This is a genomic window from Mycobacterium sp. SVM_VP21 (assembly GCA_024758765.1).
Taxonomy (GTDB): domain Bacteria; phylum Actinomycetota; class Actinomycetes; order Mycobacteriales; family Mycobacteriaceae; genus Mycobacterium; species Mycobacterium heraklionense_C.
In genome coordinates, this window is sequence record CP101406.1 from 3,178,109 (window position 1) to 3,200,945 (window position 22,837).

Here is a 22,837-nt window from a genome sequence, read left to right on the forward strand (position 1 = left end):
GGCCAGCTGATTGATCGGCGTCGCGACAGCGGCGCCTTTCAAATGTCGCGTGACTACGCGACGGCGGTCGCCCCAATCCGGGTAGGACGCCATCTGTGAGTCGATCCATTTCTCTAGCATTCAGGTTGAGCCCCGGGGCCGCTGTAGCCAAGCCCCGTGTGTGGCCGCCACTCAGCAATCTCGCCGGGTCCTTCAACGCCAAACGCCGAACGTGCAACCAGACCGGAAAACCCGCGGATTCTCCGGTCTGATCGCACGTTCGGCGCTGGTAAGCGTCAGGCCGACGGCCTAAAACACCGCTGTCAGGCGACGTTCTCCTCGTCCTCGTCCTCGACCATGTTGCCCAGGCGGCCCAGGATGATCTCCTCGGCCTCCGACACCATCCGCGACACCAGCTCGTCGCAGGTCGGGATGTCGTTGATGAGTCCCATCGCAGTGCCCACGGTCCAGATACCGGCGTCGACGTCGCCTTCGTCGAAGACGCGACGGCCACGCACACCGGCCACCAGCTCTTGGACGTCGGGGAACTGACCGCCGTTCTTGAGGATCTCCACGACCTCGCGGGATACCGCGTTGCTGGCCACCCGAGCGGTGTTGTGCAGCGACCGGAAGATCAGCTCGGTGCCGCGCTCGTCGCCGGCGACGATGGCTTCCTTGACGTTCTGGTGGATGCAGGACTCCACGGTGCACATGAACCGCGAGCCCATGTTGACGCCGTCGGCACCCAGGGCCAGCGCCGCGACCAGGCCGCGGGCGTCGGCGAAACCGCCGGAGGCGATCATCGGGATCTCGATCTGCGCCGCGGCAGCCGGGATCAGCACCAGGCCCGGGATGTCGTCCTCACCCGGGTGACCGGCACATTCGAACCCGTCGATGCTGATGCCGTCCACGCCCAGGCTCTGCGCCTTAACCGCGTGCCGCACCGAGGTGCACTTGTGCAGCACCTTGATTCCGTTGTCGTGAAACATCGGCAGATGCGGCGCCGGGTTGGATCCGGCGGTCTCGACGATCTTGATGCCGGCGTCGACGATCACCTGGCGGTACTCGTCGTAGGGCGGCGGGTTGATCGCCGGCAGGATGGTCAGGTTCACCCCGAACGGCTTGTCGGTGAGATCCCGGGTCTTGGCGATCTCATTGGCCAGGTCGGCCGGCGTCGGCTGGGTGAGCGCGGTGAGGAAACCCAGCGCCCCGGCGTTGGCGACCGCGGCCACCAGCTCCGCGCGACCCACCCACTGCATGCCGCCTTGGGCGATGGGGTGCTCGACCCCGAATGTCTCGGTGAACTTCGTTGTAATAGCCATCGTCTCTCCTACCTCGGGGCCATCCGGATCGCACCGTCGAGGCGGATGACCTCGCCGTTGAGCATCGGGTTGTTGATGATGTGCTCGGCCAGCGCGCCGTACTCGTCGGGGTCACCCAGCCGCGACGGGTGCGGCACCTGCGCACCCAGCGACTTCTGCGCCTCCTCGGGCAGCGAGCCCAGCAGCGGCGTCTTGAACAGGCCCGGCGCGATGGTGCAGACCCGGATCAGGTCGCGGGACAGATCCCGGGCGATCGGCAGCGTCATACCGACGACGCCGCCCTTGGACGCCGAGTAGGCGGCCTGCCCGATCTGGCCCTCGAACGCCGCCACCGAGGCGGTGTTGATGATCACGCCGCGCTCGCCGTTGATCGGCTCGGTTTTGGCGATCCGCTCGGCCGAGAGCCGCAGCACGTTGAACGTGCCGATCAGGTTGACCTGGATGATCTTGGTGAAGGCATCCAGCGGAAACGCGCCGTCCTTGCTCAGTGTCTTGATCGCGTTGCCGATTCCGGCGCAGTTGACGTTGATCCGCACCGGGCCAAGAGATTCCGCGACGTCCAAGGCCGCCCCGACCGCCTCGGGGTCGGCCACGTTGGCCTCCACGAAACGAGCCCGGTCACCGAGCTCGGAGACCACGTCCTCGCCCTTGAGGTCGATCACCACGACCTGGCCGCCCGCGTCCAGCAGGCGTTTGGCCGTGGCCAATCCCAATCCGGAGGCACCGCCGGTGACAACGGCTACCGCGTCCTTGATCTGCACCCTCTTGGCCCCTCTCAATCCCAACCGTCTGGTTGGTCGGGACTATACCCAGTCGCTCAGGATGGACTCGTTGTCGGCTCCCAGAACGGCGGGCGGGGTCGGGACGTCGGGAACGCTGCGGGAGAACCGCGGCGCCGGCATCGGCTGCAGGTAGCCGTCGACGTCGTAGAAGGTGTCGCGCTCGGTGATGTGCGAGTCGGCCTGCACCTCGTTGAAGGCCAACACCGGCGCCACGCAGGCATCGGAGGTGGCGAACACTTTGGCCCAGTGGTCCCGGTCGTGGGCGGCGAACGCCGCGGTCAGCTTCTCCCGCAGCACCGGCCAACCGCTGACGTCGTTCTGCGCCGGCAGCTCGGCGGGGTCCAGCTCCAGCTTGGCCAGCAGTTCGGCGTAGAACTGCGGCTCGATCGACCCGACCGACACATACTTCCCGTCGGCACATTCGTAGGTGTCGTAGTAAGGCGCACCGGTGTCGAGCATGTTGACGCCGCGCTCGTCACTCCACAGCCCCTGCGAGCGGAAGCTCCACATCATCGCCGAGAGCATGCTGGCCCCGTCGACCATCGCCGCGTCGATCACCTGGCCCTTGCCGGAACGCTGCAGCTCCCACAGCGCGGCCAGGATTCCGACCAGCAGGAACATCGATCCACCGCCGAAGTCACCGGTCAGGTTCAGCGGCGGTACCGGGCGCTCCCCCTTGCGGCCGACGCTGTGCAACAACCCATTCAGCGAGATGTAGTTGATGTCGTGGCCGGCCTGTTGAGCACGGGGGCCGGTCTGCCCCCAGCCGGTCATCCGGCCGTAGATCAGCCGCTCGTTGACCTTGGCGCAGTCCTGGGGGCCGAGGCCGAGCCGCTCGGTGACCCCCGGACGGAAACCCTCGATCAGCACGTCGGCCTTGGCCACCAGCGCCAGCACCAGCTCGCGGCCTTCCGGCGACTTCAGGTCAGCGGTCACCGAGCGCCGGTTGCGCAGCATGGTGTCCTTGCTGGCCCCGCCACCGAATTTCGGTGGCCGCTCCACGCGGACCACGTCAGCGCCCAGGTCGCCGAGGATCATCGCTGCGTGCGGACCCGGTCCGATCCCGGCCAGTTCGATGACCCGCAGCCCCGCCAGTGGTCCCGCCATATCTGCCTCCTCGTCGTATGCCTCTGTGATCTGCATCCTAGGGTGAGGGCCATGACTGCAATCGCCTCCGGCATCGACACCCTCTCCCCGGTGGACGGCCTGGCCGTCACCCTGTCCGACGGGGTGCTCTCGGTGATCATCGACCGCCCCGACAGCCTCAACTCGGTGACCACGTCGGTGCTGGCCGGGATCGCCGACGCGATGGAGGCCGCCGCCCGCGACCCGCGGGTGCGTGCGGTCCGGCTCGGCGGGGCGGGGCGCGGATTCAGCTCCGGAGCGGGTATCGGTGCCGACGACGCGGCCGATGGCGTGCCGACCGAGATCATCGTCGAGGCCAATCGCGCGATCCGGGCGATCGTCGCGTTGCCGCGCCCGGTGGTGGCCGTCGTGCAGGGCCCGGCGGCCGGTATCGGCGTGTCCCTGGCCCTGGCCTGCGACCTGATCGTGGCCTCGGACAAGGCCTTTTTCCTATTGGCATTCACCAAGATTGGGTTGATGCCCGACGGCGGCGCGTCCGCGTTGGTTGCGGCGGCCGTCGGCCGGACCCGCGCCATGCGGCTGGCGCTGCTGGCCGAACGGCTGTCGGCTGCCGACGCCCTGGACTGGGGACTGATCAGCGCGGTGTACCCGGCCGAGGAGTTCGACGCCGAGGTGGACAAGCTCCTGGCCGGCTTGCTGACCGGGCCCGCCGCGGCGTTGGCCAAGACCAAGCACGCCATCAACACCGCGACCCTGACCGAGCTGGATGCCACCTTGGACCGCGAATACGTCGGGCAGTCAATCCTGTTGAACGCCCACGACTTCCGTGAGGGCGCCCGCGCGTTTCAGGAGCGGCGCTCCCCCAATTTCACCGACTCCTGATTTCCCGGCGAGCAGACAGAGAATCGCATTGCAGGGGGTTCCCGAGTGCGATTCTCTGTCTGCTCGCGCCCAGTAGCGCGAACTACATCCCGAAGATCGGGGGCAGCGCCAGCACCATCATCAGCCCCCACACCAGGTGGGTCAGCACCGGGGCCAGCACTCCACCGGTCGCACGACGCTCGAGGGCGCACACGGTACCGAGCACCAGCGCGGCCACCCCCACCATGAGGTTGCCCGCGGCCATCATCGCCGCAACGTAGAGCAGGGTGGAGAACACCAGCGGCGAGCGGCGGCCGAAGGCACTGAACAGTGCGCCGCGGAAGAACAACTCCTCGGCGACCGCGTTGACGAGGGCGATGAGCACCACCAGCCGCCAGGAGACTTCGGTGGTGTAGGCCAGGATTGCGACCACCTGATCGGCCAGTGGCGGAATGTCTTGTACCGCAAGCCCACCCAGCAGGAATACTCCACCCAGCACCAGGCCGACGCCGGTGCCGGTGAACACCGGCCGCTCGTTTCGCCCGCGGAACCGCAACACGCCGAGGTGCAGCGGTCCGGCCACCACAGCCCCCACCGTCCAGACTGCGGCCAAGACCAGTGACAGCCAGTAGAACGCCGGGTCGCCTGGAAGCTTGCTGTGCATGGCCACGAGCACCGCGGCGCCGATCACCACGACCACTCCGACGACGGCGCGACGTCGCTGCACCACCGCGCGTGGCTCGTGATACGGCAGGGCAACCCTGGTCATGATGGCGGTGATCTCACGCAGCAGGCCGGGGCGGGTTGGACTGATCTGGGTCATGCAGGACGTCCCCTCAGCGGCGGGTTGAGCAACGTCCCTAAAACGTAGCGGCCGAACGGCGGCCGGTGGCCCAAATGCGTTAGTTCGCTCGATGGACTTCGATCAGTCGCCGGTACGCCGCGGCGTTGTACCGATTGTTGCGGACCTCAGCCTCGCTCAGGTCTCGTCGGACCCGGCCCGGCACTCCCGACACCAGTGACCGGGGCGGCACCACCATCCCCTGCGGGATGACGGCACCCGCCGCGACCAGCGAGCCCTCCCCCACGACGGCACCATTGAGGACGATCGCTCCCATGCCGATCAGGCAGTCGTCCTCAATGGTGCAACCGTGCAGCACCGCGTTGTGCCCGACGCTGACGTGCGCCCCCACTCGACAGGGGAACTCCTTGTCGACGTGGACCGTCACGCCGTCCTGGATGTTGGTGTCGATGCCGATCTCGATCGGCTCGACCTCGGCGCGCAGCGTCGCCGAGTACCAGACGCTGGCCCGAGCGGCCAGGCTGACCTGGCCGATCAGGCTGGCGTTGGGTGCCACCCAGGCCTCCGGGTGTAGTTGCGGGGCGCGCCCGCGGATGGAGATCAGAAGCGGCTCCGGCACGCCGCTCAACGCGCCTTCCACACTGGCGCACGCTTCTCGGCGAACGCCCGGGGTCCCTCCTTGGCGTCCTCGGACCGCAGCAGCGCGGAGAACTCCCGGCCGGTGCGAGCCCAACCGTCCACTTCGCCGGGGATGGCTCCGTCATCGACCCCGTAGGCGATCCGCTTGCTGGCCCGCACCGACAATGGCGCGTTGCCGGTGATCCGTTCGGCCAGTTCCAGGGCTGCCTCCAGCGCCCCGCCGTCCTCGACCACCCGGTTGACCAGTCCCCAGCGGGCCGCGTCGGCCGCCGAGATGGGCTCCCCGGTGTAGAGCAGCTCCAGGGCAACCTTGCGGGGCAGCTGGTCGATGATGCGGAACACCCCGCCGGCACCGGCGATCAGGCCGCGCTTGACCTCGGGCAGCCCGAATTGGGCGCGCTGCTCGGCGATCACCAGGTCGCTGGCCAGCGCGATCTCGGTGCCGCCGCCCAGCGCGGTGCCGTTGACCGCCGCGATGACGGGCTTGTCGATGAAATGCTGCACGAAGCCGGCGAAACCCCACTCCGGGTGCTCCGGGTGGTAGATGTTCTCCCGGTTGGCGATCGCCTTGAGGTCGGCTCCGGCAGAAAACGACTTGTCGCCGGCTCCGGTGAGCACTACCGCGCGCACCTCGTCGTCGTCTTGAGCCTGCGCCAAGGCGTCGCCGATGCCGGCGCTGACGGCGCCGTTAATCGCGTTGCGGGCGTCGGGCCGGTTGATCGTGATCAGCAGGACGTTTCCGCGCCGTTCTACCAGAACGGCCGCGTCACTCACAGCAGCTCCAGGATGGTGGCGTTGGCCTGGCCGCCGCCTTCGCACATGGTCTGCAGTCCGTAACGAATTCCGTTGGCGCGCATGTGGTAGAGCATGGTGGTCATGATCCGGGCGCCGGAACCACCGAGCGGGTGGCCCAGCGCGATCGCCCCGCCGTTGGGGTTGAGGCGCTTCGGGTCGGCACCGATTTCGGCGAGCCAGGCCATCGGCACCGGGGCGAACGCCTCGTTGACCTCGAACACCCCGATGTCATCGACACTCAGACCCGAGCGCTGCAGCGCCTTCTGGGTTGCCGGGATCGGACCGGACAGCATCATCACCGGGTCAGAGCCGGCCAGCGTCGCGGTGTGCACCCGTGCCAGCGGGGTCAGCCCCAGTTCGCGGGCCTTGGCCGCCGACATGAACAGCAGCGCCGCCGAGCCGTCGGAGATCTGGCTGGAGTTGCCGGCGTGAATCACGCCGTCCTCCTTGAACGCGGGCTTGAGCTGGGCCATCTTCTCCAGCGTGGTGCCGCGGCGGATGCCCTCGTCCTCACTCACGACGTTGCCCTCGGCGTCCGTGATCGAGACGATCTCGTCCTTGAAGGCGCCCGCGTCCTGTGCGGCACCGGCCTTTTCGTGCGATGCCAGTGCGAACTCGTCGAGCGCGGTGCGGCTCAGCCCCCACTGGGTGGCCATCATCTCCGCACCGATGCCCTGGTTGGGAGTCTGGCTGTAGCGCGCCTTGAAGGAATCCCCGTACGGCCGGCCACCGTTGGCCAGCGAGGAACCCATCGGGGTACGCGACATTGACTCGACACCACCGGCGACCACGACGTCGTAGTGTCCGGCGACCACACCGGCGGCGGCGAAGTGCACTGACTGCTGGCTGGATCCGCACTGGCGGTCCACCGTCACCGCAGGCACGCTCTCCGGCCATCCTGCGCTCAGCACCGCCGTGCGGCCGATGTCCAGGGCCTGCTCTCCGGCCTGCATGACACAGCCCCAGATCACGTCGTCGACCAGGGCCGGGTCCACTCCGGCCCGGTTGACCAGCCCGTTGAGCACCTGGGCGGACAGCTCGGCCGGGTGTACCCCGGACAGTCCGCCGTTGCGCTTGCCGACAGGCGCGCGCACCGCTTCGACGATGACGGCTTCAGCCATGGGTGCTCTCCTTTAGTTCGTGGGTCCGTGCGGGGTCTGTTGCCTCGATTGTCGACTGGCGCGCTCGGCCGGCGTCAGCGGGGGTCACTCCGGGCTCCCGCGTACCGTCGAATCCATGGCACGCATCGTGATCATCGGCGGCCACGGCAAGATTGCCCTGCTGCTCGCCCGCATCCTCGCCGACCGCGGCGACCAGATCAGTTCGGTGTTCCGCAATCCCGACCACGCCGAGGAGGTCGCGGTCACCGGTGCGGTCCCGGTGGTGGCCGACATCGAGCAGCTCGACACCGACGGTCTGGCCCGGCTGGTGGCCGGCCACGACGCGGTGGTGTTCTCCGCCGGCGCCGGCGGCGGTAACCCGGAACGTACCTACGCCGTCGACCGCGACGCCGCCATTCGCAGCATCGACGCCGCCGCGAAGGCCGGCGTGCGTCGCTTCGTGATGGTCTCCTATTTCGGCGCGGGCCCCGACCACGGTGTTCCCGACGACGATCCGTTCTTTCCGTACGCTCAGGCCAAGGCCGCCGCCGACGCCCATCTGCGCGCCTCCGACCTGGACTGGACGGTGCTGGGCCCGAGCCGGCTCACCCTCGAGCCGGCGACCGGCCGGATCGCCGTCGGCCCCGACACCGCCAAAGGGCAGGTCTCCCGCGGCAACGTCGCGTTAGCGATCGCGGGCTGCCTGGCCGACAACTCGACCATCGGCCGCACCATCGAATTCAACGACGGTCCGACCCCGATCCCGGAGGCGCTTCGAGCCGATTGACCAGGTAATCTTCATTACGCAACTGGTTTGCCGTAGCTGCCGTAAGGCGGTGTCGGCATCGAGCGCAATGTGGTTTTCCGCGGAGCGCAAGAGGGAACCCGGTGAGAATCCGGGACTGTCCCGCAGCGGTATGCAGGAACGACCGCCGTCACAAAGCACTGGTCACGGGTTCGCCCACCGACTGGGAAGCGACGGCCATTAGGAGCACCTCGGTGCGCGCCTGCGAGTCCGAATACCTGCCCGTTGTGCTGGGCGCGCCGCGCCCGGCGGATCAACGCCTCGCGGAATGGGCGTCTGGTTTTGAGGGTTATAGTGCTTTATATATAGGCACGGGACCGGATCAGCTGGGCGACTGCTGGCGTTGACCCACCCTCGTCAATTGAAGGATCAAATCGTGATCGCTCAACCCTTTACCGCCACCGTTCTCGGCTCACCTCGTATCGGGCCGCGCCGCGAACTCAAGCGTGCCACCGAAAGCTACTGGGCCGGCCGGATCGGCCAGGACGAACTGCAGAAGGTGGGCGCCGGCCTGCGCCGCGACACCTGGGCTCAGTTGGCCGCCGCCGGGCTCGACTCGATACCGGTGAACACGTTCTCCTACTACGACCAGATGCTCGACACCGCGGTACTGCTGGGCGCCCTCCCGACCCGGGTCGCCGGTGTCGCCGACGAGCTGGACCGCTACTTTGCCGCAGCCCGCGGCAACGCCGACATCGCTCCGCTGGAGATGACGAAGTGGTTCGACACCAACTACCACTACATCGTTCCCGAGATCGGCCCCGACACGACGTTCAGCCTGAACCCGGCCAAGGTGCTCGCCGAGCTCGCCGAGGCCACCGAGCAGGGCTTCGGCGGAAACGTGGCCCGGCCGGTGATTATCGGGCCGGTCACCTTCCTGCTGCTGAGCAAGGCCGTCGACGGTGCGGCCGCACCGATCTCGCGCCTCGACGAGCTGACCGACGTCTACGCCGAGCTGCTGGGCAAGCTGGCCGACGCCGGCGCGCAGTGGGTGCAGATCGACGAGCCGGTGCTGGTGACCGACATCTCCGCGGACGCCCCGGCCCTGGCCGAGCAGGTCTACAACCGCCTCGGCGGGCTGAGCAAGCGGCCGTCGATCTTCGTGGCCACCTACTTCGGTGACCCGGGCGCCGGGCTGCCCGCCCTGGCCCGCACTCCGGTCGAGGCGATCGGTGTCGACCTGGTCTACGGCGCGGACACCAAGATCGCGTCGGTGCCGGAGCTGGCCTCCAAGACGCTGGTCGCAGGCGTGGTCGACGGCCGCAACATCTGGCGTACCGACCTGCAGGCCGCGCTGGCCAAGCTGGCGGCACTGCTCGGCCCCGCCGGGGCGGTGGCGGTTTCTACGTCGTGCTCGACGTTGCACGTGCCCTACTCCTTGGAGCCCGAGACCGGCCTGGATGACGCGCTGCGCAGCTGGCTGGCGTTCGGTGCCGAGAAGGTGACCGAGGTGGCCACCCTGGCCCGCGCCCTGCGTGAGGGCCGAGACGCGGTCGCCGACGAGATCGCCGCGTCCAACGCCGCGGTCGCCTCCCGCAAGTCCGACCCGCGACTGAACAATGCGGCGTTGCGTGCACAGATCGCCAAGATCAAGGAGGCGGGCATCCAGCGCGGTTCGGCCGAGGAGCGCCGCGCCGCTCAGGACGAGCGACTGCATCTGCCGCCGCTGCCGACCACCACGATCGGCTCCTTCCCGCAGACCGTCGAGATCCGCAAGGCCCGTGCCGCGCTGGTGGCCGGAGAGATCGACGAGGCGGAGTACACCAACCGGATGAAGGCCGAGGTCGCCGCCGTCATCAAGCTGCAGGAAGAACTCGGCCTCGACGTGCTGGTGCACGGCGAGCCGGAGCGCAACGACATGGTGCAGTACTTCGCCGAGCAGCTGGACGGCTTCTTCGCCACCAGTAATGGCTGGGTGCAGTCTTACGGCAGCCGCTGCGTGCGCCCGCCGGTGCTGTTCGGCGACGTCACCCGGCCCAAGCCGATGACGGTGGAATGGGCCACCTACGCCCAGTCGCTGACCGACAAGCCGGTCAAGGGCATGCTCACCGGTCCGGTCACCATCCTGGCCTGGTCGTTCGTCCGTGACGACCAGCCGCTGGCCGACACCGCCTACCAGGTGGCGCTGGCGATCCGCGAGGAGACGGTGGATCTGGAAGCCGCCGGCATCGCGGTGATCCAGGTCGACGAGCCCGCCCTGCGCGAGCTGTTGCCGGTGCGCGACGCCGACAAGGCGGCCTACCTGGACTGGGCGGTCGGGTCGTTCCGGATGTCCACCTCGGGTGTCTCGAATGCAACGCAGATCCACACTCACCTGTGCTACTCGGAGTTCGGCGAGGTGATCGGGGCGATCGCCGATCTGGATGCCGACGTCACTTCGATCGAGGCGGCCCGCTCGCACATGGAGGTGCTCGACGACCTCAACGCGATCGGTTTCTCCAACGGGGTGGGCCCGGGTGTCTACGACATCCACTCGCCGCGCGTGCCCAGCACCGATGAGATGGCGGCATCGCTGCGTGAGGCATTGGATGCTGTTCCGGCACAGCGCCTCTGGGTCAACCCGGACTGCGGCCTGAAGACCCGCAAGACCGACGAGGTAACGGCGTCGCTGGCCAACCTGGTCGCGGCGGCTAAGGAAGCCCGCACCGGCCTGTGACCGTCTGACATGTTGCGCCCCAGAGCTGTCTCTGGGGCGCAACATTGTCCGTTCGAATGAGATACGGAGTTCCCTGGTGCCGCTGAACACCATTGCACTGGAATTAGTGCCGACCAACACCGATCGCGGAGCCGAGCAGGCCCGCGAAGAGGCCTACAAAGTCCTGCGGCTGTCCGAGCAGGCGGGTATCGCGGGCCGGATAGGCCACGTCATGATCCCCGGATTGATCCCCGAGGACGACGACCGGCCGGTCGAGATGAAACCCAAACTCGACGTCGCCGATTTCTGGTCGATCATCGGTCCCGAGCTGCCCGGCGTACGCGGACTGTGCACGCAGGTGACCGCATTCCTCGACGAACAGGCGTTACGAACGCGACTGTCCGGTCTGCGCCAGGCCGGGTTCGACGGAATCATCTTCGTCGGCGTCCCGCGCACGCTGAACGACGGTGAGGGCAGCGGCGTCGCACCCACCGATGCCCTATCGAAATTCGACGATCTGGTCGACAACCGGGGTGTCATCCTCATCCCGACACGAGACTCAGAGCAGGAACGCTTCGCCTTCAAATGCGACCGGGGCGCCACCTTCGGGATGACGCAGCTGCTCTACTCCGATGCGATTGTCGGTTTCCTTCGCGACTTCAAGGACGTCAGTGATCACCGGCCCGAGGTCCTGTTGTCGTTCGGCTTCGTGCCGAAGATGGAGAGCAAGGTCGGACTGGTCGATTGGCTGATCCAGGACCCGGGGAACGAGGCCGTCGCCGCCGAACAGGCCTTCGTCCGGACTCTGGCCGCCGGCGAACCCGACGTCAAACGCCGCCAGTTACTCGATCTGTACAAGCGGGTGATCGACGGGGTGGCCGAGTTGGGCTATCCGTTGAGCCTGCATTTCGAAGCTCCCTACGGTGTTTCCAAACCGGCCTTCGATACCTTCGCCGAGATGCTGGCCTATTGGTCGCCGCGCGCCTGAAACCGGCTCGAAACCGTCTGCGACGCAAAGCATTCACCGGCATTTCAAGTCGGGTCTCGTCGGCGTTCAGCTGGACGCTGCTTACCTGCCCTACCTTCGATCGCGAAGGGGAGTAGTTCCTACCCGCCAGGTGGCGGATGTGAATGGTCGTCAATACGGCGGGCAAGCCCGCCCGGTCATTCAGCGGACCCAGGACTTTCCGTGAGCGAGACCTTCGGACGATTGACCATGTCGACCGAAGGCTCCGCAGGCTTTCTTTGCAGATTCGGTCGCCGAGCGAAGGAGACCGATGCCCCCCTCGATACCTGCCCTCATCGACGATGCCGAACCGGCAACCGACGAGCCTCTCCATACCATCTCGGCCGTCGAGAGCCTCCTGAGCGACGACGAGCTCGCCGATGCCGTCGATGGTCGAGCTCCCCGCGCGACCCCGGCGCCCGGCGACGGGCTGATAGCGGTCTCCACCGCGGCCATGGCAGGTATCACCGCCGTCGGTTTGGGTATCGCGCTGGCTGGGCGCGTGCTGCGGTTTCCGCGGTTGCCGGCCAGTGTGCAAGGCGCCGTGGTCGCCCTGGACCACCAGCCGCGGCTGCGTAGACTCCTCGAGGAACGAATCGGCAAGCGCGCCACCGACACTGCCATGGGGCTGGCCTCCACCGCCGCCAACGCGCTCGCGGTGGCCCCGTCGATTCTGGCGATCGACCTGGCGATCAACACCTTCAAGGCCGCCGAATCGCGCGCCGACGCCCGGGCATGGTCCCGGCGCGAACTGGCCCGCTCCACCACCGGATCCCAGACGCAGTCAGCCGCACGCCCGGTACCTGCCCCGGTCGGCCCAATCGAACAACACCTGCAGCGCGGCACCTGGGTTCAGGCGATCGGCGCGGCGGCGGTCGGTGCGGCCAGCCGCGACCCGAACCTGGCCGGCAATGCCGCGTTGGTCGCCGTGCCGAAGGCCGCCCGCTCCACGCAGGAATCGTTCGCAGCGACACTGGGTCGCGGACTGGCGAACAACGATGAGGCGCTGCAGATCGACCCGGACGGCCTGCGCCGGTTGGATCGGGTCGATGTGGTGATTCTCGATCCGCGGGTGCTGCGCAGCGAGTCGTTGCGTTTGGTGCGGCTTCGGGGTGGCGACGAGAAGGATCTGACCACCTGGGAGCGCGCCCAGGCGATGCTGGCGGCCGGCGACCTGCAGCCCGGTTGGCACCCGGTGCCCGGCACACGCCGCGGCAAGGGGCGCGCCGTCACCGAGGCGCTCTTCGCCCCGGCACCGCATCCGCTGGCGGCCGCGACGCTCGCCGAGACCCAGCGAGGCGACGTACAGACCATCACCGTCGACGACCCCGTCGGTCTCGGCGAGCTACGGCCCGCGTTCGACGAAATCGCACCGATGCCGGGCGATTCGATCGACGACGCACTGCTCGACGCGGTGCACGACTACCAACAGGAAGGCCACACCGTCGCGGTGGTCTCCTGCGCGGCTGCCCAGGCACTGTCGGCGGCCGATCTCGGGGTGGGCATCCTGCCCGACGACAGCCACCCGCAACCGCTGGACGCGGACCTGATCGTCGATGACCTGGCCGGGGTGTGGCGGATTCTGCACGCCCTGCCCGCGGCGAAGGCGGCCAGTCGCCGCGGCGTCGAATTGTCCGTCGGCGCTTCGGCGATGGGTTCCCTGCTGCTGATTCCGACCGTCCGGGGCCGCGGGCCCGAAGCGGTGGTGTTGGGCGCGGCGGCGGGTGTAGCGTCCGGCTACTGGTCGGCGCGCAAGGTGGTCAACGCCCCAGTGCCCCGGCCGGTTCCGGTCGACGAATGGCATGCCATGTCGGTGGAGCAGGTGCGCGACGCACTGACGTCGGCCGAGCCCACCTCCGCACCGAGCGCGGCCGCGGACACCGACCGCCCGGTGATCTGGCAATTCCTCGATGCGGTGCGCGACGAACTGTCCGACCCGTTGACCCCGGTGCTAGGACTGGGTGCCACGGCCACCGCGATACTAGGCTCCCCCATCGACGCGCTGCTGGTCGGCACGGTGCTGGCCAGCAATGCTGTGCTGGCTGCCGGCCAACGGCTCAGCGCCGAGCTGCGGCTGAATCGGCTGCTCGCCGACCAGATCCCGCCCGCCTGGAAGGTGACGATCCGGCCCGACGGCACGCGGGAGCGGGTGCAGGTGCTCCCCGAGCAGTTGCAGCGCGGGGATCTGATCGAGGTGGGCCCCGACGACGTGGTGCCGGCCGACGCCCGCGTCATCGAGCAGGAGAAGCTGGAGGTCGACGAGGCTTCGCTGACCGGTGAGTCGCTGCCGGTCACCAAGCAGCTCGACGCCACCCCGGGCGCAGAACTGGCCGAACGTCGCTGCATGCTCTTCGCCGGCACCACCGTGGCCGCCGGGACGGGCTTGGCGTTGGTGACCGCGGTGGGACCCGACACCGAGGTGCGGCGCGCCGCCGACCTGGTCACCAGTCGACACGGCGACATCGGGCTGGGCCACCAGCTCGGCCAGATCACCAACCGGACCTGGCCGCTGAGCCTGGTGACCGGCGGATTGGTCAGCGCGCTGGGGGTGCTGCGCGGTACCCGGCTGCAGCAAGCGGTGGCCCAAGGTGTTTCGGTGGCCGTCGCCGCCGTCCCCGAGGGAATGCCGGTGGTGGCGACGCTGGCTCAGCACGCCTCGGCGCAGCGACTCACCAAATCCGGTGTGCTGGTGCGGGTGCCACGCTCGGTGGAGGCCCTGGGCCGCGTCGACGTGGTGTGCTTCGACAAGACCGGCACGCTCAGCGAGAACCGGTTGCGGGTCACCGAGGTGCGCACGGCATCCGATCATTCCCGCGACGAGGTGCTGCGGTGCGCGGTACGTGCGACGCCGTCGGCGAAGGGGCAAAGTCATGTCGACGCCACCGACGCCGCGATCGTTGCGGCAGCCGCGTCGGTGCCCGGTGCCATCGCATCGGGGGCAGCCGACGCCCATCTGCCGTTCCGCTCCGGGCGGCCGTTCGCGGCATCGGTGTTCGGCACCGAGTTGACGATCAAGGGTGCACCCGAGGTGGTGCTGGCGGCCTGCGACGATGTCGCGGCCGACATCGACGACGTGGTGGAGCAGCTGGCCGACGAGGGTCTGCGGGTGCTTGCGGTAGCACGCCGTGAGCTCAGTCCCGCTCAACTGCAATTGCTTTCGGCTGATCCCGACGATCCCGAAGCCCAGTTGGCAGCCATGGCCGAGCAGTGCGCCGGCGGGCTGACCCTGGTCGGATTCGTCGGCATCTCCGACACTCCGCGCGCCGGGTCGGCCGGCATGCTGGCCGAGCTGCACCGTCGGCAGGTGCCCATTCGAATGATTACCGGTGATCACCCGACCACCGGTCGCGCGATCGCCCGCAAGATGGGCTTGCAGCTCTCCGCCGACCAGGTCATCACCGGCTCGGAGTGGGAGACGCTGTCGGGCAAGGAGCAGGAGCGCGCGGTGGCCGAGCGAGTGGTGTTCGCCCGGATGTCACCGGCGAACAAGGTGCAGGTGGTGCAGGCGCTGGAACGCAGCGGCAAGGTGTCGGCGATGGTCGGCGACGGCGCCAACGACGCCGCCGCCATCCGGGCCGCCACTGTCGGGATCGGGATCGTCGCCCAGGGCAGCGACGCCGCCCACACCGCCGCCGACGTGGTGCTGCTCGACGGCCGCATCGAGACCCTGCTGGATGCGCTCAATGAGGGCAGCCAACTGTGGCAGCGGGTGCAGGCGGCGGTGGCGGTGCTGTTGGGCGGCAACGCCAGCGGCGCGGTGTTCGCGATCATCGGCAGCGCGCTGACCGGTCAGGCACCGTTGAACACCCGCCAGCTGCTGCTGGTCAACATCGTGACCGATGCGTTCCCGGCCACCGCGCTGGCGATCAGCCAACCGCGTCGCCCGATGCCCTTCGGGGGGCGCGGGCCCGACGAGAAGGCATTGCTGCGGGCGGTGGCGCTGCGTGGCACGACCACGGCCAGTGCCACCCTGGCGGCCTGGTTCATGGCACGAGCCACCGGCTTTCCCCGACGCGCCTCCACGGTGGCGCTGGTCGCGCTGGTGACCACCCAGCTGGGCCAGACCCTGCTGGAGTCGCGTTCCCCACTGCTGCTGGCTACCGCGGGTGGGTCTTTCGCGGCGATGGCGCTGCTGATCAGCATCCCGGGGATCAGCCAGTTCATGGGATGCACGCCGCTGGGTCCGATCGGCTGGGCCCAGGCGCTGGGATCGGCGGCGGTCGCGACCACCGCGGCGGGCATCGCGCCCCGTTTCCTTTCGCGTGCCGAGGCGAAAGACGTTGTCACCGCCTGACACCGGATTCAGCGGCGGCGGGCGAGATACTCCTGCTTGAGCACCCAGGTGCGCCCGTCGTCGCTGCGTTCGTCGCGCCAGCGAAACGAGTCCGGGCCGATGTCGCGGAAGCTCCATCGAATGGTAGAACCGTCCGGCAGCGTGCCGTTCTGCACGATCCCGCCCGCGTCGGCCCTGCCCAGTTGGTGCAGGCGGAGTCCCAGTTGCGGTTCGGTCCACTGGATGTGCCAGGCGTCGACGGCCGGGTCAAAGGTGCGCAGGGTCGACCCGTGAAAGAGGCCTTCGGCGTGCCAGACGTCCTGGATGGCCCGCCCGTCGAGCACCCAGTCCGCAACCATCCAGCCCGCGACTTGGCGAGTGCCCTCGTCGCCGAACCAGGTGATGTCAAGATCCCAGCGGCCACCGACCAACCACCCGTAGAGGGCCATCGCGTCGCGATGTTCGGCAGTTGGTCCGGTGGCGACCAATGCGTTTGTCAGCAACGACATGTCAGGCCGCCACGAGGTCGAACTCGTTGCCCTCGGGGTCGGCCAGTGTGGTCCACCGGTAGCCGCCCTCGGCATGGTCGGCCAACCGGGCGGCACCCAGCTCCAGGGCACGCTCGACCGCGGCGGCCAGATCCGCCGCGAGGAGGTCGAGGTGCACCCGGTTCTTGACCTGCTTGGCTTCTGGCACCTGCACGAACACCAGGCATGGCGGCGTCTGCGCTGAGATGCCGATTGAGGCGATTTCAGCGCTGGCTCCCTCGTCGAGCGGTCGGGCCAGTAGCTGCGACCAGAATCGCGCCAGCTTGTCGGCGTCGGCGCAGTCGAAGGTGACGGTGTGCAGCGTGATCTCCATGGGTGAACTCCTTGTCGTGGGTCAGGATTTGGTGCGAAAGATCGGCCAGCACACCTCGGTGCGATGCGCTGTCTCGTCGTCGGTGTCGTAGCCGGACACCAGGTAGTGCTCGCGGATCGGTCCGTCGACGCCCAGTTCGCGTTCGGCAACGTGGGTGCCCAGCGCGGCGTAGGTGCGGTCCAGCTCGCCGAACGCTCCGCGGTGCACGGCCACCGCCAGTTCCGCCGCGGGAATGTCCAGCGTGCGCACCCTGCCCCGTGCGGTCGCGGCGCCCACCGGTCGAAACGCGATCACCTCTCCCCCGCCGGCTTCGAAGAACTCCGCCGAGTACAGCGCGCCGCGAACTCCGGGAGCGTCATCGGCCACCGCAGCGTCGAGTTCAGTGAACGCATGCTCCCACCAGTCATCGATGTCTGCCATCGCCACCTGGTCGACGCCGGCGGCCGCCGGCGTCGCCGGCACCGACCGATAGGTGACATCACAGGCGTCGCCGGAGTCTTCGAGCAGCGCCCGCAGCGACTCCACGCTGGCTTGGGTTTGCGCCAGGCGGTCTTGGAGCCGTTGCAGGTGCGCCACGATGGCCCGGTTGCGATCGGTGACCTGCTCGGCGCGGACCACTTCGGTCAACTCGTCCAAGGGCATGCCCAGATCGCGCAGCCGGCGGATGACTTGGGCGATCGGCAGCTGGTCCGGACTGTAATAGCGGTACCCCGACGACGGGTCCACCTGCACGGGCGTCAGCAGGCCCCGCTCGTGATAGAGCCGCAACGCCTTAACGGTCAGATAAGTCATCCGGGAGAAGTCCCCGATGGGCAACAGTGTCGGCATGCGCTCCAGTGTCGAATCTCCCCCGGGGGCAGAGTCAACAGATCGGTGCAACTAGCCTCGGGGAGATGGAGTTCAACACGCTGCGTCACGAAGTCGAAGACGGCATTCTCACCGTGTACCTGGACCGACCGGACAACCTCAACGCGTTCACCGTCGAAATGGCCGAGGAGCTGGAGCGCACCTTCGTCGAGGTCAACGACGACGACGCCGTCCGTGCGGTGATCGTCACCGGCTCCGGGCGTGCGTTCTGTGCGGGCATGGACCTGTCCAGCTCGGGCAACGTGTTCGGGCTCGACGAGTCCAAGTCGCCGTCACTGGCCGACATGGCCGACCTCGACGACCCGGAGCTGGCCCGGGTGCGCGACACCGGCGGGCGGGTGACGCTGGCGATCTATGGCTGCCGCAAGCCGGTGATCGCCGCGGTCAACGGCGCGGCGGTCGGGATCGGTGCCACCATGATGCTGGCGATGGACGCCCGGCTGTTCTCGACCAAGGCGCGCTTCGGTCTGGTGTTCGGGAAGCTGGGGATCACCCCGGAGGCATGCTCGACGTGGTTTCTGCCCCGCATTGTCGGAGTGCCAACGGCTTTGGATCTGCTCTACCGCGCCGACATCCTCGACGCCGAGAGCGCGCGCGCCTGCGGGATCGCCCAGTCCATCCATGAACCCGAGCCCCTGCTGGCCGAGGCGCGGGCGCTGGCGGATGCCTGGACCAAGGGCCGCTCGCCGGTCTCGTTCGCGTTGATCCGCCAGATGCTCTACCGCAACTCCGCGCAGCCCGACCCGGTGCAGGCGCACCGGGTGGACTCGCTGGCGATGTTCTACACCAGCATCGGCGACGGCGCCGACGGCGTGCGCGCGTTCCTGGAGAAGCGCGACGCCCAGTTCACCTCCCAGGCCTCGCAGATGCCGCCGTTCTACGACGAGTGGGTCAAGCCCGTATAGCCCGCTCAGCCGCCACCCATCTCCCGCCCAGCGTGAAGCCAACTTCACGGTCGACCAGCGAGCGTGAACCTAACTTCACTCTCGGCGGGGGTGAGCAGCCTAACTCCTAGCCGGCCGGCTGCCAGCCCGGGCCGCGAAAGAGGTGGCCCCACACCGCACGCCAACTGCGCGCCGCGCGGATATCGCGCCAGATCGCGACGTACTCATGGGTGGCTACCCGCACCGGGTTGAACGTGTTGATGTTCTTGGTCAAGCCGTAGACGACGCGCTCTGCCTCGGGTTGGAAGGTGCCGAACAGCCGATCCCAGACGATGAGGATTCCCCCGTAGTTCTTGTCGAGATATTGGGCGTTCGCCCCGTGGTGCACCCGATGGTGTGACGGGGTGTTGAAGATGAATTCGATGGGCCGCCAGAGCTTGCCGACCCGTTCGGTGTGGATGAAGAACTGGTAGAGCAGGCTGACCGACTGCTGCAGCAGGATCATCCACGGGGCGAAACCGGCGAACGCCAACAGGATCCAGAACGGCACCGCGGTGAACGGCGTCCAGGTCTGGCGCAGGGCCGTGGACAGGTTGTAGTGCTGGCTGGAGTGGTGCACCACGTGGCTGGCCCAGAACACCCGGATGGTGTGGTGCGTGCGGTGATACCAGTAGTAGGCGATGTCGTCGGCGACGAACAGCGCGATCCAGGTCAGCGGGTTGGCGGCCGGCAGGTGGACCGGCGCCAGCAGGTAGACCCCGCTGAAGACCGCCAGTACCACCAGCTTCCAGCCGATGTTGATGATCACATTGCCGATGCCCATCGTGAGACTGGTGCCGGTATCGCGCAGTTCGTAGCCGCGCTCGTCGTCGTCGGGCCGCACGGCGAACGACACGGCTTCCAGCAGCAGGCAGAGCACGAAGACCGGGATGGCGTGTGCGATTAGGTCGAACATGCGGCTAGTCCTCTTCCTCGGCGCCGGCCTGGCAGGCCGTGACGAACCGGATCAGCAACTCGTCGGCGCGGCGGTAGGCGGTGTCCTCGTCGGCGGCGGCGATCGCCGCGGCCAGATCTATGTGTGCGCTGCGGTCGGCAAATTCGGCGGCTCCCAGCGCGTAGATGGCCTCGCGGCCCATCTCGTCGTAGGCGGCGACCAAGGTGTTGAGAGCCAGCCGGTAGGCAATATTGCCCGAGCCGTCGATGACGGCGATCCAGAACGCCAGGTCGGCGTCGCTGACCGCCGTGAGATCCCCGGACGTCGGGTATTCCGCGGCAGCCGCGGTGATCGCGGACCGCTGCTGCGCTGAAGCGTTCCGCGCGCACAGGCGTGCCGCGTCCGCGGCGATCGAGCGGCGCATCACCGCCACGTCGCCGATGATCTGACGGGCCGGAATCGCCCCGGCGATGGCCAGTCCGGTCAAGGCGTCCAGGCCGGCGCTTTGGCGCCAGTCCAGCACCCGGGTCTTCCCGCCGTGGCTAATCCGGACCAGTCCCGCCTGCTGCAGTCGCTTGAGCGCTTCGCGGACGGCATGCCGGTTGACCTGCAGGGTCAGCGCCAGTTCGCGTTCCGACGGAAGCGGTTCGCCGGCGTGCAGGCGTCCGGTCAGGATCTCTTCGACAAGCCGCACGAAGATCGTGTCGGAGAGCGCGGTGCGGGAGATGGGCGCCAGGTCCATGGTCTACATGGTCAGACACCAAACCCTACTGGTCAACTGGTTGGACCAGTTATCTGGATCACACAATGTTTCTTCGGTCCGAGCGTGAAGTTGGGCGCACGTTCGAGGAGCGAGCGTGAAGCCAACTTCACGCTCGACGGGGAGCGGAATCCACGTAGATCGGCAGGTCGTCCTGCCAGGGCTGACGCTCCACCATGTCGGCGACCTTGACGTAGCCGCGTTCGAACTCACCGGTGGCGGCGTCCACCAGCCGGTAGGCCTGGGTCTGCCGATGGATCGGCTGCGCATCGAGAATCACCACGCGCACCTCCCCCGGCTCGAATCCGCAGCGCTGCTGCAACGCCTCGATCAGCTGCTCGTTGGTCATGTGGCCATCACCGAAGTTCCAGCCGACCGCCGTCGAACAGATCCGCTCGCCATCGGTCAGCGAGTAGTCGCTCTCGTCGCCGTCGGCCATCGCCCGATGCGCCAGACTGAACAGCGCCCGGCCGTGGGTGTTGAAGCCGCGGAACGCATAGCCCATGTAGATCGGGATCTGCGCGGCCTCCGCGCTGCCGTAGAACCGTTCCAGCTGCGCGGCCGGCATGCTGGCGATCGCCACGATTCCGCGTGCGATCTTCTCGTCGGCCGACGGCTTCACACACCACAGCGTGGTGTCCCAGTTGCCGGCGTAGTAGCGCATCCCGGGCAGGAACGACACCTTGTGCGGGAACAGGTTGCCCAGCACCACCGTGCCCGCGCTGACGGCGAACAGCAGTCCCACCGCCAGCGGGTTGTTGACGTCGGAGAGCCCGAGATCGGCGTGCGCGACGAACAACGACAGCACCCCGAAGATCATGAAGACGTTCCACTCCAGCGGCACCCCCATCGGGATCGCCGCCAGGATGCCGAGGTGGAAACAGACCATGACGAAGGCCGCGATCGCGGTGGGCAGGCCGCCGTGGCAGAAGAACAGCGGTAGCGGAACCAGCATCTCGATCGCCGTGCTCAGATGCGCCAGTGCCTTCGACGGCCCACCGGGGCGCAGGTCTTCCGGGAAGTTCTTGAAGAAGGCGCGTTTGAGTGCCTTCGGCCGAATCAGCGGGTTGTTGCTCATCATCGTCGAGATCACGAACGGGAAATGCCGGTTGAGCTTTGACGTCGCCGCGCCCATCCAGATCACCATGAAGATCGCTTTGGCCGCGATGATCATGTCGACACCGGTGAACAGGAACGCCGCCGCCAACGGCGCGTACACCTCACCGCGCGCGGCCAGGAAGATCACCTTGTCCCGCAGGCCGATCGCCGCCAGGATTCCCAGAATCGTCAGGATCTGCCAGTGCGGCAACACCCCGACTTCGGTGTGCAGCGCGGCGATGGGACCCGTCCCGTCGGAGACCAGGGCCACCAGCAGCATCACCAGCAATGCCGCGTACAGGCTGGCATCCAGTGGGGTGCGGCCGGTTCCGGCGGTCAGCGGAATGCGCCGCGGCCACGGTGGCAGCCGAATGGTGCCGGGCCGCAACCAGTACAGGATCGAGCCCATCGGCGGGAAGAAGCGGTTGTTGAGCGGGCCGAAGCCGCAGCCCAGTCCGATCACCTCAAAGAGCATCGTGTAGAGCACGACCTTCTCGAAGACGATCGGTTCACTCCACCATTGCCGCACTTGCGTGAAGCCGTCGATACCGGCGGTGCTCAACGCAAACAGCCGGGCGCCCAGGATGTAGAGGCCGATCTTGAGCACGTAGAACAGGTGCAACACCACGGGCGTGCCGAAACCCACCTCGGCCCAGTGCCGGGCCATCGGCCGGATCTTCTCGCTGCGCGTGCCCTTGCTCCATTCGGCGAAGTCGACAACGGGCAGTTCAGGTTTGAGAAATCCCATGACGGCCAGACTAGAACGTGTTCTAGGTCTGCGCGGCGAAACCGTCCCCCGCGAAGGCCGGTGCGACGAAGCGCTCCAGAATCTGCTGTTCGGTCTCGGCATCGCCGACCGGCCAGCACAACAGCGACAGCACCACCCGCACGACCCACTGCGCGGCCTGCCGATCGTCCTCGCTCAGGCCACTGAGATCGCGGGCGAAGCCGGCAAGCATCGGTGATGCGGCCAACCGGTTCATCTCCTGGGTGCCGCGCACCGAGCCGACCATCAGTTGGCCCAGCGGATCCGAGCGGATCCGCTGCAGCGCGGACGCGATCGCGGTGACCACCCGTTGGGCTCCGCTGCGCCCAGCGACCGCTTGGCGCACGGTATCGACGATGCGCGCGGCCGCGCGGGCCAGGACGGCATCGCGGATCTCGGTCTTGCCCCCGGCATGCCGATAGATGGTGGCCCGCGAGCAATGCACCCGGGCGGCCAAGACGTCGATGTCCAAGGCATCCAGCCCGTCGCGAATCACCAGGTCGGTCGCTGCGGCGTAGATGCGTTCGGCGCCCGCACTACGACGGTCACCACCCACCAGCCAGTCATGGCCTGCCAACGTGG

Annotated in this window: 20 protein-coding genes and 1 riboswitch; of the genes, 6 read left to right on the top strand and 14 right to left on the bottom strand. The window is 68.0% G+C overall.

The window, feature by feature from the left end:
- Positions 1–302: 302 nt before the first annotated feature.
- The 3 genes from NM962_14660 to NM962_14670 are packed head-to-tail and all read right to left on the bottom strand — an operon-like array spanning position 303 to position 3,190.
- Positions 303–1,301 (bottom strand): nitronate monooxygenase family protein, encoded by a 999-nt coding sequence (locus NM962_14660; protein ID UVO11224.1) that lies wholly within the window; start codon positions 1,299–1,301, stop codon positions 303–305.
- Between the two features lie 8 nt (positions 1,302–1,309).
- A complete protein-coding gene (locus tag NM962_14665; protein UVO11225.1) occupies positions 1,310–2,062 on the bottom strand; it encodes a 3-hydroxyacyl-CoA dehydrogenase in 753 nt (250 codons plus the stop codon).
- 42 nt (positions 2,063–2,104) lie between these two features.
- Positions 2,105–3,190, bottom strand: a complete 1,086-nt coding sequence (locus NM962_14670; protein ID UVO11226.1) for a CoA transferase — start codon at positions 3,188–3,190, stop codon at positions 2,105–2,107.
- 51 nt (positions 3,191–3,241) lie between these two features.
- Between NM962_14670 and NM962_14675 the strand changes: the two genes are divergently transcribed.
- Complete coding sequence (locus tag NM962_14675; GenBank protein UVO11227.1) at positions 3,242–4,051, top strand: enoyl-CoA hydratase; 810 nt, start codon at positions 3,242–3,244, stop codon at positions 4,049–4,051.
- A gap of 82 nt (positions 4,052–4,133) precedes the next feature.
- On the opposite strand, the gene NM962_14680 is transcribed toward NM962_14675, so the two are convergent.
- The 4 genes from NM962_14680 to NM962_14695 form a co-directional block, all read right to left on the bottom strand.
- Positions 4,134–4,853 (bottom strand): CPBP family intramembrane metalloprotease, encoded by a 720-nt coding sequence (locus NM962_14680; protein UVO11228.1) that lies wholly within the window; start codon positions 4,851–4,853, stop codon positions 4,134–4,136.
- 79 nt (positions 4,854–4,932) lie between these two features.
- Positions 4,933–5,451: a gamma carbonic anhydrase family protein gene (locus tag NM962_14685; GenBank protein UVO11229.1), complete on the bottom strand. Its 519-nt coding sequence runs from the start codon at positions 5,449–5,451 to the stop codon at positions 4,933–4,935.
- A gap of 5 nt (positions 5,452–5,456) precedes the next feature.
- Complete coding sequence (locus NM962_14690) at positions 5,457–6,245, bottom strand: crotonase/enoyl-CoA hydratase family protein (protein ID UVO11230.1); 789 nt, start codon at positions 6,243–6,245, stop codon at positions 5,457–5,459.
- Positions 6,242–7,387 (bottom strand): thiolase family protein, encoded by a 1,146-nt coding sequence (locus NM962_14695; GenBank protein UVO11231.1) that lies wholly within the window; start codon positions 7,385–7,387, stop codon positions 6,242–6,244. The genes NM962_14690 and NM962_14695 overlap by 4 nt, the downstream gene beginning before the upstream one ends.
- 115 nt (positions 7,388–7,502) lie before the next feature.
- Between NM962_14695 and NM962_14700 the strand changes: the two genes are divergently transcribed.
- The 4 genes from NM962_14700 (at position 7,503) to NM962_14715 (ending at position 16,106) form a co-directional block, all read left to right on the top strand.
- Positions 7,503–8,153, top strand: a complete 651-nt coding sequence (locus NM962_14700) for an SDR family oxidoreductase (GenBank protein UVO11232.1) — start codon at positions 7,503–7,505, stop codon at positions 8,151–8,153.
- 54 nt (positions 8,154–8,207) lie between these two features.
- Positions 8,208–8,412: riboswitch (cobalamin riboswitch) on the top strand.
- Between the two features lie 135 nt (positions 8,413–8,547).
- The gene (gene metE / locus NM962_14705; protein UVO11233.1) at positions 8,548–10,827 is read left to right on the top strand and encodes a 5-methyltetrahydropteroyltriglutamate--homocysteine S-methyltransferase; all 2,280 of its coding nucleotides are present in this window, start codon (positions 8,548–8,550) and stop codon (positions 10,825–10,827) included.
- 76 nt (positions 10,828–10,903) lie between these two features.
- Positions 10,904–11,794, top strand: a complete 891-nt coding sequence (locus tag NM962_14710; GenBank protein ID UVO11234.1) for a mycobacterial-type methylenetetrahydrofolate reductase — start codon at positions 10,904–10,906, stop codon at positions 11,792–11,794.
- Positions 11,795–12,083: 289 nt separating this feature from the next.
- Complete coding sequence (locus tag NM962_14715) at positions 12,084–16,106, top strand: cation-translocating P-type ATPase (GenBank protein UVO11235.1); 4,023 nt, start codon at positions 12,084–12,086, stop codon at positions 16,104–16,106.
- 8 nt (positions 16,107–16,114) lie between these two features.
- On the opposite strand, the gene NM962_14720 is transcribed toward NM962_14715, so the two are convergent.
- From NM962_14720 to NM962_14730, 3 genes are read right to left on the bottom strand one after another with little or no spacing between them, the layout of a single operon-like run.
- Entirely contained in the window at positions 16,115–16,594 is a 480-nt protein-coding gene (locus tag NM962_14720) for a hypothetical protein (GenBank protein ID UVO11236.1), read from the bottom strand.
- Between the two features lies 1 nt (position 16,595).
- Positions 16,596–16,946, bottom strand: coding sequence for a VOC family protein (locus NM962_14725; protein ID UVO11237.1), 351 nt, complete (start codon positions 16,944–16,946; stop codon positions 16,596–16,598).
- Between the two features lie 21 nt (positions 16,947–16,967).
- Positions 16,968–17,774, bottom strand: a complete 807-nt coding sequence (locus tag NM962_14730) for a MerR family transcriptional regulator (protein UVO11238.1) — start codon at positions 17,772–17,774, stop codon at positions 16,968–16,970.
- Positions 17,775–17,839: 65 nt separating this feature from the next.
- Between NM962_14730 and NM962_14735 the strand changes: the two genes are divergently transcribed.
- Positions 17,840–18,718, top strand: coding sequence for a crotonase/enoyl-CoA hydratase family protein (locus tag NM962_14735; GenBank protein ID UVO11239.1), 879 nt, complete (start codon positions 17,840–17,842; stop codon positions 18,716–18,718).
- 106 nt (positions 18,719–18,824) lie between these two features.
- On the opposite strand, the gene NM962_14740 is transcribed toward NM962_14735, so the two are convergent.
- The 4 genes from NM962_14740 to NM962_14755 all read right to left on the bottom strand — a co-directional run bounded on the left by NM962_14740 (position 18,825) and on the right by NM962_14755 (position 22,832).
- On the bottom strand, positions 18,825–19,652 hold the full coding sequence (locus NM962_14740) for a sterol desaturase family protein (GenBank protein UVO11240.1): 828 nt from the start codon (positions 19,650–19,652) through the stop codon (positions 18,825–18,827).
- A gap of 4 nt (positions 19,653–19,656) precedes the next feature.
- The gene (locus NM962_14745) at positions 19,657–20,373 is read right to left on the bottom strand and encodes a GntR family transcriptional regulator (GenBank protein ID UVO11241.1); all 717 of its coding nucleotides are present in this window, start codon (positions 20,371–20,373) and stop codon (positions 19,657–19,659) included.
- A 127-nt stretch (positions 20,374–20,500) separates the two neighbouring features.
- Positions 20,501–22,237, bottom strand: a complete 1,737-nt coding sequence (locus NM962_14750; GenBank protein UVO11242.1) for a DUF3556 domain-containing protein — start codon at positions 22,235–22,237, stop codon at positions 20,501–20,503.
- 22 nt (positions 22,238–22,259) lie between these two features.
- On the bottom strand, positions 22,260–22,832 hold the full coding sequence (locus NM962_14755; protein ID UVO11243.1) for a TetR/AcrR family transcriptional regulator: 573 nt from the start codon (positions 22,830–22,832) through the stop codon (positions 22,260–22,262).
- Positions 22,833–22,837: the final 5 nt, after the last annotated feature.